This window comes from Brevibacillus sp. DP1.3A (assembly GCF_013284245.2).
GTDB lineage: Bacteria > Bacillota > Bacilli > Brevibacillales > Brevibacillaceae > Brevibacillus.
In genome coordinates this window covers 5,155,951-5,169,883 of sequence record NZ_CP085876.1, presented here as the reverse complement: position 1 = coordinate 5,169,883, position 13,933 = coordinate 5,155,951, and the positions used below count along the sequence as shown (strand labels likewise).

General features: G+C 44.3%; 15 protein-coding genes. 8 read left to right on the top strand and 7 right to left on the bottom strand.

What is annotated here, in order from left to right:
* Positions 1–317: 317 nt before the first annotated feature.
* Positions 318–1,370 (bottom strand): 2,3-butanediol dehydrogenase, encoded by a 1,053-nt coding sequence (locus HP399_RS23675; protein ID WP_173619934.1) that lies wholly within the window; start codon positions 1,368–1,370, stop codon positions 318–320.
* A gap of 336 nt (positions 1,371–1,706) precedes the next feature.
* On the opposite strand from HP399_RS23675, the gene HP399_RS23670 reads away from it, so the two are divergent.
* The gene (locus tag HP399_RS23670; RefSeq protein WP_039960918.1) at positions 1,707–2,738 is read left to right on the top strand and encodes a LacI family DNA-binding transcriptional regulator; all 1,032 of its coding nucleotides are present in this window, start codon (positions 1,707–1,709) and stop codon (positions 2,736–2,738) included.
* Between the two features lie 74 nt (positions 2,739–2,812).
* Here HP399_RS23670 and HP399_RS23665 read toward each other — a convergent pair whose 3' ends face one another.
* Positions 2,813–3,550: a cyclase family protein gene (locus tag HP399_RS23665; RefSeq protein ID WP_173619933.1), complete on the bottom strand. Its 738-nt coding sequence runs from the start codon at positions 3,548–3,550 to the stop codon at positions 2,813–2,815.
* Between the two features lie 216 nt (positions 3,551–3,766).
* Between HP399_RS23665 and HP399_RS23660 the strand changes: the two genes are divergently transcribed.
* Positions 3,767–4,183: a VOC family protein gene (locus tag HP399_RS23660; protein WP_173619932.1), complete on the top strand. Its 417-nt coding sequence runs from the start codon at positions 3,767–3,769 to the stop codon at positions 4,181–4,183.
* A 70-nt stretch (positions 4,184–4,253) separates the two neighbouring features.
* Here the strand turns inward: HP399_RS23660 and HP399_RS23655 are convergent, their stop codons facing one another.
* On the bottom strand, positions 4,254–5,084 hold the full coding sequence (locus HP399_RS23655; protein WP_228088328.1) for an S-layer homology domain-containing protein: 831 nt from the start codon (positions 5,082–5,084) through the stop codon (positions 4,254–4,256).
* Between the two features lie 203 nt (positions 5,085–5,287).
* On the opposite strand from HP399_RS23655, the gene catA reads away from it, so the two are divergent.
* Positions 5,288–5,947 (top strand): type A chloramphenicol O-acetyltransferase, encoded by a 660-nt coding sequence (gene catA, locus HP399_RS23650; protein WP_173619931.1) that lies wholly within the window; start codon positions 5,288–5,290, stop codon positions 5,945–5,947.
* Positions 5,948–6,028: 81 nt separating this feature from the next.
* Entirely contained in the window at positions 6,029–7,192 is a 1,164-nt protein-coding gene (locus HP399_RS23645) for a PstS family phosphate ABC transporter substrate-binding protein (protein WP_173619930.1), read from the top strand.
* A 76-nt stretch (positions 7,193–7,268) separates the two neighbouring features.
* Here HP399_RS23645 and HP399_RS23640 read toward each other — a convergent pair whose 3' ends face one another.
* The 3 genes from HP399_RS23640 to HP399_RS23630 form a co-directional block, all read right to left on the bottom strand.
* Positions 7,269–8,090 carry an IS3 family transposase gene (locus HP399_RS23640; protein WP_255654190.1) on the bottom strand — a complete coding sequence of 274 codons (822 nt, stop codon included), beginning with the start codon at positions 8,088–8,090 and terminating at the stop codon, positions 7,269–7,271.
* Positions 8,091–8,131: 41 nt separating this feature from the next.
* On the bottom strand, positions 8,132–8,404 hold the full coding sequence (locus HP399_RS23635) for a helix-turn-helix domain-containing protein (protein WP_228088556.1): 273 nt from the start codon (positions 8,402–8,404) through the stop codon (positions 8,132–8,134).
* A gap of 154 nt (positions 8,405–8,558) precedes the next feature.
* Complete coding sequence (locus tag HP399_RS23630; RefSeq protein ID WP_173621450.1) at positions 8,559–9,416, bottom strand: arginase family protein; 858 nt, start codon at positions 9,414–9,416, stop codon at positions 8,559–8,561.
* A 105-nt stretch (positions 9,417–9,521) separates the two neighbouring features.
* Between HP399_RS23630 and HP399_RS23625 the strand changes: the two genes are divergently transcribed.
* Positions 9,522–9,863, top strand: coding sequence for a winged helix-turn-helix transcriptional regulator (locus HP399_RS23625; protein ID WP_144617096.1), 342 nt, complete (start codon positions 9,522–9,524; stop codon positions 9,861–9,863).
* 205 nt (positions 9,864–10,068) lie between these two features.
* Complete coding sequence (gene htpG / locus HP399_RS23620) at positions 10,069–11,949, top strand: molecular chaperone HtpG (protein ID WP_173621449.1); 1,881 nt, start codon at positions 10,069–10,071, stop codon at positions 11,947–11,949.
* A 70-nt stretch (positions 11,950–12,019) separates the two neighbouring features.
* On the opposite strand, the gene HP399_RS23615 is transcribed toward htpG, so the two are convergent.
* A complete protein-coding gene (locus tag HP399_RS23615) occupies positions 12,020–12,781 on the bottom strand; it encodes an SDR family NAD(P)-dependent oxidoreductase (RefSeq protein ID WP_173621448.1) in 762 nt (253 codons plus the stop codon).
* A gap of 115 nt (positions 12,782–12,896) precedes the next feature.
* On the opposite strand from HP399_RS23615, the gene HP399_RS23610 reads away from it, so the two are divergent.
* Together HP399_RS23610 and HP399_RS23605 are read left to right on the top strand one after the other, a co-directional pair.
* Positions 12,897–13,307 carry a MerR family transcriptional regulator gene (locus tag HP399_RS23610; protein ID WP_173621447.1) on the top strand — a complete coding sequence of 137 codons (411 nt, stop codon included), beginning with the start codon at positions 12,897–12,899 and terminating at the stop codon, positions 13,305–13,307.
* A 5-nt stretch (positions 13,308–13,312) separates the two neighbouring features.
* Positions 13,313–13,915: an MSMEG_1061 family FMN-dependent PPOX-type flavoprotein gene (locus HP399_RS23605; RefSeq protein WP_173621446.1), complete on the top strand. Its 603-nt coding sequence runs from the start codon at positions 13,313–13,315 to the stop codon at positions 13,913–13,915.
* The last annotated feature ends 18 nt before the right edge of the window (positions 13,916–13,933 follow it).

Sequence of the window (13,933 nt, the reverse complement as noted above, 5' to 3'; positions counted from 1 at the left end):
TTAAAAAAGTTAACAGTACTTTATATAATTATCTTGTTCAGCTAACGGGGGCATTAGTTCAATAACGATCTTCAACAATCGGGCGCGTTTGTTTAACAACAAGTAAAAGGATGTTACATATTATACATGACTAATATGTAACATCCTTTATTTTTTATGACATTATAAAATTTAGGTCTTGATAACGTACGAAATCCGCGTTTTATCGGTGGTACCCCAAGGTTAAAAATCGAAGAGAGTAACGAGAAAAAACGGAGTGGAAAACAGGAAGTAACCCTGCTTTCTCTCCGTTTTTTTATTTATGGAATCGTTTTCGCTTATGCTCTCGGGCTAACGAGAATTTTCACCTGGTTTTTCTCTTTTAGCAGTGCTTCAAACCCATGCTCCACAATGTCGTCGAGCTTGATTCGCTGGGTGACCAGCTTGTCCGCTGGGAAGAAGCCCTTTTCCATCAGGCTGATGACAGCAGGGAATACGTCGCGGTAGCCGATGATGCCTGTCATGTTGCGTTCTTTCATGACGATGTGGTTCGGTTTGATTGACGCTTCTCTTTCGAAGATGCTGACGATCATGATTTGTCCAGCGATTTTGGTAGATTCGATGGCTTGCGTGAGGACAGGAGGCACGCCTGTGACTTCAAAGGCGATATCTGCGCCGCCGTTTGTCCGGTTGTGAATTTCCTGGACTACGTCGTATTCTTTCGGATCGATGACGATGGCGCCCAGCTCAGCTGCCTTGTTTTTACGTTCAGGGGACAGCTCCACTGCATAAATCTCAGCCGCACCTGCTGCTTTCAGTGCTTCAATGACAAGCAGGCCGATAGGACCGGCGCCGAATACGACAGCTTTGTCGCCGGCTTTCAACTGACTCGAACGTACTGCGTAAAGGGCTACGGCAGATGGCTCGACAAGAGCGCCTTGCTCATAAGAGAGACTGTCTGGGATTTTGTGGACCATGTGCTCATCGCAAGCCACGTATTCCGAGAAGCCGCCACCACCGCCAGCCAAACCGAGGAAGCCCATTTTTTCACAAAGATTGTATTTGCCTTGTCTGCACGCAGTGCATGTTCCGCAAGCGAAAACCGGCTCGACAACGACGCGATCCCCAACCTTGATGGTGTTCACGCCTTCCCCGATTTCCACTACTTGTCCGGAAAATTCATGCCCCATTACGATCGGGGCTTTTTCGCCTGTAAGTGGATGTTCAGCTCCCTGTGGGATGAAGATCGGGCCAGCCACGTATTCGTGCAAGTCGCTTCCGCAAATACCGCACCACTCGACTCTGATTTTCACTTTACCTTTGGACGCAATCGGTTCCGAAATGGTTTCCAAACGGAGGTCTTTCAAACCGTGCCAACGTAATGCTTTCATATCTGCCATCTCCTCGTTCGAATTGGATTCTATATGAAATTCAGCAAGAAAAATAGGAAACGTTTCCGGAAATAATATGTCATAAGTTTGGCGTCTTGTCAATTTGATTTCCTAGGAAAGAGTTTGAGATGGTGTGCAATTGGTTGAGGAGAGGATGCTGATTCTCGCTAAGTTGAGAAGATGTATACGTGTTGTGCAACAGGTGCGGAGTTGTCTGCTTTGTTTTGGCCACGCCTCGTTACCATTGGTTTTGTGTATGCTATAATAGCGGTAGGAAAACACATTTTAGCTCGGAAACATAGAAAACGATTCCGATATGGAAAGGAAAGCAAGGCGTTGGATACAAAAAATAAAGTGACAATAGAAGACGTTGCGAAGAAGGCTGGCGTAGGAATCGCAACAGTATCGAGAGCCATCAATGACAGCGCGGGGATCAGTCCTAAGACGAAAGCGTTGATTTTGCAGGTGATCGACGAGCTGGGCTTTATTCCGAACACTTCTGCACAAAGTCTAAAGGTGCGCCAAACCTATCAAATCGCACTGGCTGTTCCTGACATTCGAAATGCAATTATTCCAGATATCGCCTGGTCAGTCGAGCAAGCGGCCAAGCAGCATGGCTACCGTGTCGTACAAATTAATACAGCAGGAAATGCCCGAATGGAGCTTGAGACTGTGCGTGAGGTCAAAAAGCTGCATGTAGACGGGCTGATTATCATGCCGCTCGCCTATCCGAAGACGTTGGTCCAGATGATTAACAAAGCGAGTGTTCCGGTTTCGATTATTAACTATGGGAAAAAGCTCGAGGACAATGTGAAAGCAGATGTGGTTAGCATGGCCCGTCAAGAAGGTCGACTCGTCATGGAGCATCTAATCAAAATTGGCCGTACGCGAATTGCTTACGCAGGCGCGCCGAAGGACAAGATCGAGGAGCGGTATTTTGCCTATGAGGCTTCGCTTCAGCACGTCGATCCTTCGCTAGTGTATTTTGGTGAGGACTTCTCGTTTGAGACGGGGCTTCGTGCTGCTGATTACTTTTTTAGCTTGAAAAACATGCCGGATGCCATCTATGCGGTCAATGACATGGTGGCAATCGGGATCGTGAATCGGTTCAAGGAGCTGGGAGTCCGCGTGCCAGAAGATGTCGCGGTCGTGGGAATTGACAACAATGTGTGGACGACGATAACGACTCCGCAGATCAGTTCTGTTTCGATCATGGGAGAAGAGGTGGCACGGCTGGCGACTGAGCTTTTGCTGAAACGGATTCGAGAGCAAGGGGCAGGGGCGTACGAACGCGTACAGTTCGAGCCGCGGCTGATTGTAAGGGAGTCCAGTGTAGCTGTTATCCGTAAATCCTCGTTGGATACATAGGGCAATTTCAGAAGAAAAGCCGAGTGGAAGACAGGTGATCGGTGATGATACCTGGCGTTTCCTCGGCTTTGTGTTTAAGGCAAAATCGCAAACGAACGAACAGGAAACCCGGAGGCTTTTTCAGGCTTCGGTGTAATGTTTACAATGACAGCACCTTTTGCTGGGAGCTTATCGAGATTTTTGAGCAGCTCAACTTGATAGGTGTCTTGATCGAGCACGAAATATTCACCCAAAAGCGCTCCGTTTTTCCGGTAATCGATAGTCGCATCCGTATCGAAGGTTTCGTGACCGACTGCTTTGATTTGTCTTTCTTCGAACAAAAATTTTAAAGCCTCCAAAGACCAGCCAGGAGCGTGATTATTGCCATCTGCATCCTTATTGTTGAAGGCATCCACATCTGGCCAGCGCTTGCTCCAATCTGTGCGCAAGGCGACGAAGGAGCCGCTCTCGATTTGACCATGCTCGGTTTCAAAATGCAAAATGTCTCCCACGGAAAGCGAATAGTCGTTGTTGGCTTCGGCTTCTTTTGATTTGTCGATGACGATGAGCGGCAATACGAGCTCCTTCAGCTCGATCTCGTCTAAGTAACGCTTGTTGCGCACGAAGTGAATCGGTGCATCCAAGTGCGTACCGTACTGTCCAGGAAAAGAGAAGCGCTGGGCAAAGAAGCCGTCGTCATGTGTGAACAGCGTTTGGAATTCGGCGGCGTCAAAGGCGTGGAAGTGCGGAGATTCTGGACCGAATGTGTGCGTGAGATCGACCCATTCTTTTTGTTTTAACAGGGTAATTGCTTGAATCAAATCGTTTGCCATGTGCCCACCTCATTAATATTTTTTGAATTTTCGCGCTTGTACAACCAAGTTTATCCAATACTTTATCGGTTCTAATTCCGAGTGTCAATATCGGATAATACGAATGAACGATTTGACTAATAATAGCAATCGGGAAGAAGCCTTCGAGCATGATTCTGCTATTCTTAAAGGAGAATAACAAGCATCATCCAACCAAAACGCAAAGGAGAAATTCCCATGACAAAAGAGCTTTGGATCAATTTGCCTGTCAAGGACCTCGAAAAGTCCAAAACGTTTTTTGCCGCACTCGGATTCTCTTTTCATCCTCGCCATGAGAACAGCAAAGATGTAGCGGGCTTGGTGATTGGTGAGAAAAACCTCCTAGTGATGCTTTTCCCGGAAGCTACCTTCCAATCGTTTACGCAAAATGAGCTGGCAGATACGAAGCGCGGAACGGAAGTGTTGTTTTCGATCGATGCTGAGAGCAGAGAAGAAGTGGATGAATTGGTGGGTCAGGTGGTAGAGGCTGGGGGCACTGTTTTCAGTGAACCGCGGGAGCATGGTCCGGGAATGTACGGAGCGGGCTTCGCTGATTTGGATGGTCATCGGTGGAATGTGCTGTATATGGATATGAGCAAAATGCAGATGGAGTAAGGGGCAATTGGTGAAAAGGAGCCTTCCAAATGGGAGGGCTCCTTTTTTACAATGAGAGTTTGGGAGAGGATTATTTACTCGTATAAGTTGAGAGAGAACCGTCCGCTAATAAGATGTTGTAAGTACGGTGTAGCATCACCACGGCCTCCGCTCGTGTGAGTGGATCGTGTATTTCCAATTGGTTTTTCCACGTACTCATAATGTCGTTGCCGACGAGCCATGCGAGTGCATATGCTTTTAATGTGTCAATGTCACCGTTGGCAAATATGAGTTCTCCAGTGTCGAGGTGACTATAGCTAATCGTGTATTCGCCGTCATCAATTTTATCTACAGCACGTGAACCAGGATAACGCGTTGAGTACCCAGTTGAATCAAACGACTGTATGGTAATGTCGTCAATTTCTGCAAGTATTGGCAAGACTTGATCGTCAGGCATTTGATACATCTTTTCACCAAAAAACGATTGGAAGAAGTACAGAGCATCCCAGCGTGTTACCTTTTTTTCGGGATAAATGTAAACTTTGTCCCAGTCCCAATCTACAACACCAAATGAGTTTGCGTCGTACATTTCCATCAATGGCTGATAGGCCCAATGGCTTTTGGGGACATCTTCAAACTTTTGTATTTTCTGCACGGGGGATTCTTTGTTGAGATTCGGACGAAGCTTATTAAACAACTTATGAACCATAACAGTTAACTCGGCTCTGTCAATCGCCTCATTCGGTCTGAAGGCTCCATTGGAATAGCCGCTTAAAACACCTTTTTTCACCATGAAATCAACCGATTCCCGAGCCCAATGTCCATCCGGGATATCGCTGAACTGACTGGCTTGTACAGGCACGGGAGTTGAAAAAAGAATAGAAACGAAAAGAGCTACGCATAATATCATATTTTTCATCATGTTCCTCCTTTACCATCGATTTCCTTTTCCCTTCCCTATTTCTACTTAAACATTTCAGCTATACACAGGCTGATGTCAGGAAGGGATGCAAATGGTATGCTGGAGGGGTAAGGCAGGATTGGAGAAGGGGATGGTGTTATGAAAAGGACACGCAAAATCACCTCCTAAAATCATGATGTTTTCGATTTTAGGAGGGATATCCAATGAAATTTCAGCGAATCGATCTAGATAATTGGAGCAGAAGGTCTTATTTCGAGCATTATCTGAACCGAGTAAATTGCACCTTCAGTATGACTGCCAACATTGATATAACGGAATTGCTCCCCGCTCTACGGCAAAAGGGGTTGAAGCTGTACCCGGCTTTTCTGTATATGGTGACGAACGTTGTCAATGCGCATCGCGAATTTCGGACTTCCTTTCATACAGATGGCGAGTTGGGCTATTGGGAGAGTATGATACCCAGCTATACTTTTTTTCATCAGGATGATCAAACTTTTTCTACGATGTGGACGGATTTCGCTGACGAGTTCCATGTGTTTTATCAAAATTACGTAGCGGATATGAAACAGTACGGGAACAACAAAGGTCTTGTGGCGAAAGAACTGGAACCCCCTTATACTTTCCCAGTCTCGTGTATTCCCTGGGTTAGCTTCAGTGGGTTTAATCTGAATATTTCGGGAGATGGGCGGTATTTGCTGCCAATCATTACAAGTGGAAAGTATTTCGAGCAAGAAGGCAAAACGTTATTGCCTGTTTCTTTACAAGTCCATCATGCGGTTTGTGATGGATATCACGCCAGCCTGTTCATCAATGACTTGCAAAAATGGGCAAAAGATTACAAGGAATGGTTAGGTGTTGAGTGAATTGGCTCGTTTGGTATGCTTCTCCTTCCTAATCTCTTCCAATCATTTATAATAACGGTAGGAGAACTGGGAGGAGAAGGAATGAACAAAGAATTGGTAGGGAAAATCTTCGGCTGTATCGTTTTAGGTGCGATCATCACGGTGATCGGAGTGGTGGCGGTGGTGATGACTGCCCTGAACGCACAGGGAAGAGTGTATTCCCTTCTTGTTGCTGTCACGACGGTCGTTTTTATCCTCTACATCATCGGCCAAATCTTCGCCCCGCAAAAGAGTCGCTTATGGAACCGAGCCCTCTTTGTCTATTTTCTCTTTTGTACGCTGCCAGTTGCAGGATATGAGATCAGCAGCTATTACCATAACAGCATTCCTGTGGTCAGTGAGGCAGAGGTCAATCTGGAGCAGTATAAACCGTTTGGTACAGACTCCAAAATTCAAAAACTTGATCAACCAGCGACACTGTCGTTACAGTCTGATTTGCCCAAAATAGATGGGGCGACGGCTTTGTATCCGCTTTACGCTTCCTTTGTGCAGGCTGTTTATCCCGAGAAAGCGTACGACCTCTACGACAGCGAAGTCATGGTAAGTAAGACGCCAAATGCGTATGAAAACTTACTGGATGGCAAAGTCGATGTCATCTTTGCAGCAGGTCCTTCTGAAGAACAGCTCCTAGCCGCAAAAGAAAAAGGCGTAGAACTCAAGCTGACACCAATCGGAAGGGAAGCCTTTGTCTTTTTTGTCCATGCAGAGAATTCTGTTCAGGGGCTCACTACCCAGCAGATTCAGGGCATCTATGCGGGAGATATCATTTCTTGGGATGGAGTTGGGGGCGGCTATGAGTTTATTCGTGCCTTTCAGCGGCCAGAAAATAGCGGGAGTCAGACGATGCTGCAGAAGATCATGGGAGATAAAGAGCTCATGACCGCGCCACAAGAAGACGTGGTAACAGGGATGGGCGGAATCATCGAGCAAACAGCCAACTACAAAAATTATTCGAATGCCATCGGTTACTCGTTCTTGTTTTATGCCACGGAGATGGTGCGAAACGGTAACATTCGTCTACTCGCAATTGATGGGGTACTGCCTAATAAGGAAACGATAAAAAACAGAGCGTATCCGTTTGCGGCTCAGTTTTACGTAGTGACAGCTGGGACAGACAATCCGAATGCAGAGAAACTGATCGAATGGATTTTGTCTCCACAAGGACAAGAATTAGTAGAAAAAACGGGCTATATTCCGGTGAAATAATAAGGAGCAAGCAAAGGAGACCCTTGGGCAATTGGTCAAGACCCCATTTCGTAGACAGTAAGAAAAACCCTGGCCGTTAGGCCGCTAACTGACGTCTAAATTCACTAGGCGTCAGTTTTTTTAATTTCAGTTGAAGACGTTCTTCGTTGTAAAAATGGATATATTCCTCAATTCTTCTTTGAGCATCTTGTACATCTCGTATATCATAGGGATATAGAGCTTCGGTTTTCAAATGAGAAAAGAAGCTCTCCATCGAGGAGTTGTCTAGGCAATTGCCTCGTCGTGACATGCTGATTTTGGCGCCAACCGTAGGCAGCATGTCGTGGTATGCATGAGACGTGTACTGGTGACCCTGATCGCTGTGAACGATCACACCAGTCACGTCTTTTTGTGTTTTAAATGCTTTCTTGAAAGTCTGAAGAACAAGCGCATTGTCGTTTCGAGAGCTGATATGATAGGCAACAATTTCGCGCGTACACAAATCTTTAATTGCTGAGAGATAGATGCGTTCATCTCCGATTCGATATTGGGTAACGTCAGTTACCCATTTTTGATTTGGTCTCTGAGCAACGAAATTACGATTTAGCATGTTCTCGGCTACACGTCCATCGGAAACAATGGCTTGAAAAGTGGTGATATGGGCACGTTTCCGGCGAATAACTGCTTTAATCCCCAGATTTTGCATCAACCGTAACACTTTTTTATGGTTTACTTTACAACCATACTGGCGTACTAGTTCTGCTTGAATTCTGCGGTAGCCGTAAATTCCTTTCCTTTGCTTATAGATCATGTTGATTTTCTCTTTCAAAGCTTTGTCCTTGTTCTGTTTTCTAGTGGAGAGGTATTTATAATATCCGCTTCTCGAGACACCTAAAGCCTTACAAATCTCAGTTACCATGAAGATTGAAGACAATGTCTCCACCATGTGATATTTCTTCCTTACACCTCCCGTACCCAGATTTCCAAACACTTTTTTAGGATTTCATTTTCACGCTTTAATTTTTGAACATGACGGTCCTGGTCAATATACGTCTCCCGACGTCCACGTTGATCTAGGAGTCCAAACTCTCCAAGCTGTCTATACTTTCTCATCCACTTTCTCACACGATCTTTGTCCAGAATTCCCAGATGTTCTGTAATTCGTTTATACGTCCATTTTTCCTCAAGATGTAAACGTATGGCTTCCCTTTTCAGTGTTTCTGGATAGCTCATAAACTTTTGCCCTTTAGCTGCCATAAAAAAATGCACCCCCTAAAGTTCATCGGTAAACCACAGGGGTTTTTCCAATGTCTACTTTAAGGGGTGCACTTCAAATTGACCCGAGGGTTTTTGTTTCTATCCATCTTCATTCTCAAGCTCTTAAACTTTACTTATTTAAAATAGGTATTTCTCCAAGCAGTTTCTTCAAGTTAATAGAATCCCACGGCATATGCTCGGTTATACCTAATCCAACTACATCTGTTTCTTCAGATAGTTCTTTAATCAGATGAAGTAGTTGAGGTATTTGCATTGTTCCCGCAGCAGAAAGATTATAAGGTGCTTCAGGGTTGGCGAATAATAAAGAGCGGAATGCCTTTGGGTCAAGGACATCTAAATCAAGGTGAATAGCTAGGTGCTTAATACCACTTTCTTTTATCCACTCTTTTACAGATTCAGTACTTTTCATCAACGCTTTCGTTCCCGCTGTTTTAATACCTAGCCTTTGAATGATTTCTGAATCTTGCTCTGTAGGAGCTTCTAATCCCGCCATAAAGATATTTTCAGGCTTCAGAGGGATTTCCACATGTTTTGCGAACTCTTCATCTCCTTCTCCCAAAAGATTCCCAAGAGGTAATGTATGTCCGTAGTCATACCCAACAATCCTAACCAAATCACTGTGAGCATCGATCCAAATTAAACCTAATTCACCACCGTATCGTTTGTTTAAATACGCAAATGGAGCTTGCTCTACCAAGCAGTCACCGCCAAACATCACAATCCGATCTGGCTTATGAGCATCAATGATATGATGAGCAGCCTCTACTTGTTCAAGTAGTTGTTTTCTCCCATAAGTACCGTTCTCGTTTTCAAGCGGAGTTCCATCATAAGCTCGAACTGGTATATGAATAAGGGGTTGATCATTGTCCGGAGCTAGCCACGCAAGCAACTCGGCTCCAAGAGAGTAGTTAGGGTTATTTCCCCCTTGCCATTGCGGCATTAACAGGCGTATTGTTTTTTTAGTCACGTTTGTCTCTCCTTTGCTTCAAAGTAAGGCTAGTATAAACGGACCAAAAATAAAAAAGCAGTACGCACTTTATTGATAGCTACTACCGGAAAGGATAGTGTAAATATGAGTATGGCTGAATATAAAGGTAAAGTTAAAAATATTCAAGATACACCTTTTGGTTATACATTGTCAGTAATCGGTGGTAAATGGAAAATGGTTATTATTTATCTTCTAGCAGAAAACCAACCGGTTCGCTTCAATGATCTGAAAAGACAAATAGGAGCTATTACTTATAAAACATTAAGTTCACAACTAAAAGAATTGGAAGCGGATGGTTTGGTGAAACGGAAAGAGTATCCTCAAGTTCCTCCTAAAGTCGAGTACAGTCTCACGGATAAAGCGAAAACACTATTACCCGTTTTGGAAGAGTTATGTGAGTGGGGAGCAAAAAATCAAAATAATTAAGTTCATTTTTTCTGATGCGTTACGAATTCCAGTGCTGGATGAGTGAAAAAGATACGTTAGTCTAATACTTTATTATCCTTGAACAGCTGGTTCATATTGACAGAAAAATCTAAGACTGTTATAAAAATAGTGAATAGCACTCGCGAGGTGAGAGTGCTAACATTGGAAAAGGAATACATAAGAAGTCCGGAAGGGTGGGTATTTCATGGAAAAAAAGCAGTTTCAAGCAGAATCTACACGTCTGTTGGAAATGATGATCCATTCTATTTACACACAAAAGGAAATCTTTTTGCGCGAGTTGATTTCCAATTCGAGTGACGCGATTGACAAAATTTACTACAAATCGCTCGTCGATGATCAATTGGTGTTTGATAAAGAGAACTATTTCATCAAAATTGCGGTTAACAAAGACACCAGAACTTTGACTCTGACAGATACCGGGATCGGCATGACGCAGGATGAACTGGAAAATAATCTGGGTGTCATTGCGAAGAGCGGCTCTTTGGCGTTCAAAAAAGAAAACGACGCGAAGGATGGGTACAACATCATCGGTCAATTCGGTGTAGGTTTCTACTCGGCCTTCATGGTTGCCGACAAGGTTACGGTCATCAGTAAAGCACTGGGCAGCGACACGGGGTACAAATGGGAGTCCAGCGGGGCGGATGGCTACACGATCGAGCCTTATCACAAAGATTCCGTCGGGACCGAAATCAATCTCGAAATCAAAGAGAATACAGAAGAAGAGAATTACGACGAGTTTTTGGAAGAGTACCGTTTAAAAGCGATTATCAAAAAGTACTCTGACTTCATTCGTTACCCGATCAAAATGGACGTTACGCAGCATCAGCCAAAAGAGGGCAGCGAAAACGAGTACGAACAAGTGACGGAAGAGCAAATCGTGAACAGCATGGTTCCGATTTGGCGAAAAAATAAAAGCGAGCTGACGACTGAGGATTACGAACAGTTTTATGCCAGCAAGCATTATGGCTTCGACAAGCCGCTCAAGCACATCCACATCAGTGCAGATGGAGCCGTTGTTTATCAGGCGATTTTGTACATCCCGGAGAGCATGCCATTTGATTACTACTCGAAGGAGTACGAAAAAGGTCTGGAGCTGTATGCAAACGGTGTACTGATCATGAACAAATGCGCGGACCTGCTTCCAGACTACTTCAGCTTTGTCAAAGGGATGGTTGACTCCGAGAGCCTGTCGCTCAACATTTCTCGTGAGATGCTGCAGCATGACCGTCAATTGAAGCTGATTGCGAAAAACATCACGAGCAAAATCAAAAGCCAGCTGCAAAGCTTGCTGAAAACAGAGCGTGAGAAATACGAGCTGTTCTACAATTCATTTGGCAGACAGCTGAAATACGGCATGTACAGCGACTACGGAACACATAAAGAAACACTGCAAGACCTGTTGATGTTCTACTCTTCCAAAGAGAAAAAGCTGGTGACGCTAGAAGAGTACGTAGAGAGAATGCCAGAAGATCAAAAGTACATCTACTACGCATCTGGCGAGTCGATCGAGCGAATCGAAAAACTGCCGCAAACAGAGCTCGTATCCGAGAAAGGTTACGAAATCCTGTACTTCACAGATGACGTCGATGAGTTCGCGATCAAAATGATGATGAACTACAAGGAAAAGGAATTCAAATCCGTATCGAGCGGGGATTTGGGAATCGAGCCAGGCGAAGAAGAAAAAGCAGCCGAAGTCGAAAACGAAAATAACAAAGAACTGTTCGACTATATGGCATCGCTGCTCGAAGGAAAAGTCAAAGCCGTAAAAGCTTCCAAGCGCTTGAAGTCACACCCTGTCTGCTTGTCGACTGAGGGTGAAGTGACGATTGAAATGGAAAAAATCTTGAATGCGATGCCAAACAATTCGAATGTCAAGGCAGACAAGGTACTGGAGATCAATGTGAACCATGCGGTGTTCCAGTCGTTGAAGGGTGCCTTTGACACTGACAAGGAAAAGGTCAATCTGTATACGGCCCTCCTGTACAATCAGGCTCTCTTGATCGAAGGCTTGCCGATTCAAGACCCGGTTGAGTTTACGAACGACATTTGCAAAGTTATGGTGTAATCATAAAAAAGGGGATGAGACTTACTCATCCTCTTTTTTATGCGAAAAACGTCTCGGAGTGATAAAAAAACTAGTTTCTTGACCTCGTCACATACGTAAAGATTGGATCCCTTAGCTCGAACTCATATGTTGCTCCATTCACTATTCCAACGACCTTCTCACTGTCATATAAATCGAGCAAGAAATCGGCCATTTGCTTAGCTGTATGGAACTTAGGAAGTGCACCAGCATATTCAAAATGATCAATATCAAAGGAACGCTTCGCAAATTCGGTCTCTGTTGCAGCAGGTGCCAAGACTTTTGCTTGCATGGCTGCTCCGTTCTCCCTCAATTCTTGTGCTAGCCCTTCCGTAAAGGCACTTACATAGAACTTCGTTGCGCAATAGGTCACGGCGTCAGCAATGATTTTGTAACCTCCGCCTGAAGAAATATTGATGATTTGCGTTCCTTTAACATGTGCATAGTCACGAGCATAACGAGAAGATAGAATAGTTAGTGCTTCAATGTTCAAGTGAAGCATGGACTCAATTTTATTCAAGTTTTGTTCCCCAACAGAAGCAAAGTTTCCGAACCCCGCATTGTTAATCCAGGTCTCAATCTCATAATCCTTTAGACTGTCGTAAAAATCATGAACATTTGCACGCACACTTAAGTCTACTGTTCGAATGACTACATCCAATTTTGCGTTGATTTCAGCCACTTTTGCTTTTACCTTTTCTAATTCCTCCGTTCGACGAGCTGCTACAATTAAGTTTTTTCCACGAGCAGCAAATGCCAGAGCGGTTTCAAAGCCAATTCCTGAACTTGCTCCCGTAATGACCGTATATTTCATGAATACCCCTCCTGAATTTTATTCCCTGGTTTTCATTGAGTAGTAACGATGAGCTGATTATACTGATTAGAGTAAACTCTAAGTCAAGGGTATAAAATCTATGTGGAGGTTTCTAATGCACACAGTTGGTGAAGTGGCACATCTATTAGGGTTAAGCACACATACGCTGCGTTATTATGAAAAGGAAAAAATAATTATTCCTGATCGCGATGAAAACGGTGACAGGCGATATAACGATTCACATATTCGATGGCTGCAATTCGTTATCAAGTTAAAAGAAACGCAAATGCCTGTCTCGAAAATCAAGAAGTACGCTTCACTGTTTTTAGAAGGAGAACATACTACCACAGCTCGATTGAGTCTTTTAGAAGAACACAAACACTATATTGAGCAGCAAATAAAAACTTTAATCGATGTGGATGGTATGCTGGAACGTAAAATTGTTGCTTACAAAGATTACATCAGTAACCGAGAAGCCAAAGCACCGGTAGACGAAGAAAAGATATACATAGAGAGAGGAGAGTAGAAACTATGTGGAATCCGTTGGAAGTAAAAGATCTCATCACCAGTGCAGAAGAACTAAAAAGTCTGGTAGGAGAACCGCACGAGGCGGTTGTGAAAAAAAGCATCGCGCAGGTTGAGTCGCATGTGATTCATTACGTGTCTATGTCGCCGTTGTTTTTCTTGTCTACAGCAGATGCTTCAGGTAGATGTGACGTTTCCCCGCGAGGCGACGAGCCGGGCTTCGTTAAAGTGCTGGATGATCACCATATTATTTTTCCAGAGCGAATGGGGAACAGACGGGTCGACTCTTTGCTGAATATCATCGCCAATCCGCAGGTGGATATGATTTTCCTGATTCCTGGTCTGGAAGAAGTGTTGAGAATTAACGGATCAGCCCGCATTACGAAAGATGCAGAGCTACTCGCTGCGCAAGAATGGAAGGGTAAAACAAACGGCATGGGCGTGATCGTGAAGGTAGAAGAGTGCTTCCTTCATTGCCCGCGCGCATTTAAACAAGCAGGCTTGTGGAAGGCGGATTCTTGGCCAGAAAAAGAGGCGATGCCTTCGATGCTGGAAATGTTTCGCGCTCATTTGAAAATAAATGGCGTTACGTTGAATGAAAAAGAATAAGAAAGAAAAAACCTTGAA

Excerpts from the sequence above, each read along its gene's own strand:
- HP399_RS23660 (WP_173619932.1), top strand. The coding sequence starts at position 3,767 with ATGACAAAAGAGCTTTGGATCAATTTGCCTGTCAAGGACCTCGAAAAG.
- HP399_RS23605 (WP_173621446.1), top strand. The coding sequence starts at position 13,313 with ATGTGGAATCCGTTGGAAGTAAAAGATCTCATCACCAGTGCAGAAGAA.
- catA (WP_173619931.1), top strand. The coding sequence starts at position 5,288 with ATGAAATTTCAGCGAATCGATCTAGATAATTGGAGCAGAAGGTCTTAT.
- HP399_RS23625 (WP_144617096.1), top strand. The coding sequence starts at position 9,522 with ATGAGTATGGCTGAATATAAAGGTAAAGTTAAAAATATTCAAGATACA.
- HP399_RS23665 (WP_173619933.1), bottom strand. The coding sequence starts at position 3,550 with ATGGCAAACGATTTGATTCAAGCAATTACCCTGTTAAAACAAAAAGAA.
- htpG (WP_173621449.1), top strand. The coding sequence starts at position 10,069 with ATGGAAAAAAAGCAGTTTCAAGCAGAATCTACACGTCTGTTGGAAATG.
- HP399_RS23635 (WP_228088556.1), bottom strand. The coding sequence starts at position 8,404 with ATGAGCTATCCAGAAACACTGAAAAGGGAAGCCATACGTTTACATCTT.
- HP399_RS23675 (WP_173619934.1), bottom strand. The coding sequence starts at position 1,370 with ATGAAAGCATTACGTTGGCACGGTTTGAAAGACCTCCGTTTGGAAACC.
- HP399_RS23645 (WP_173619930.1), top strand. The coding sequence starts at position 6,029 with ATGAACAAAGAATTGGTAGGGAAAATCTTCGGCTGTATCGTTTTAGGT.
- HP399_RS23610 (WP_173621447.1), top strand. The coding sequence starts at position 12,897 with ATGCACACAGTTGGTGAAGTGGCACATCTATTAGGGTTAAGCACACAT.
- HP399_RS23640 (WP_255654190.1), bottom strand. The coding sequence starts at position 8,090 with ATGGTAACTGAGATTTGTAAGGCTTTAGGTGTCTCGAGAAGCGGATAT.
- HP399_RS23615 (WP_173621448.1), bottom strand. The coding sequence starts at position 12,781 with ATGAAATATACGGTCATTACGGGAGCAAGTTCAGGAATTGGCTTTGAA.
- HP399_RS23655 (WP_228088328.1), bottom strand. The coding sequence starts at position 5,084 with ATGATGAAAAATATGATATTATGCGTAGCTCTTTTCGTTTCTATTCTT.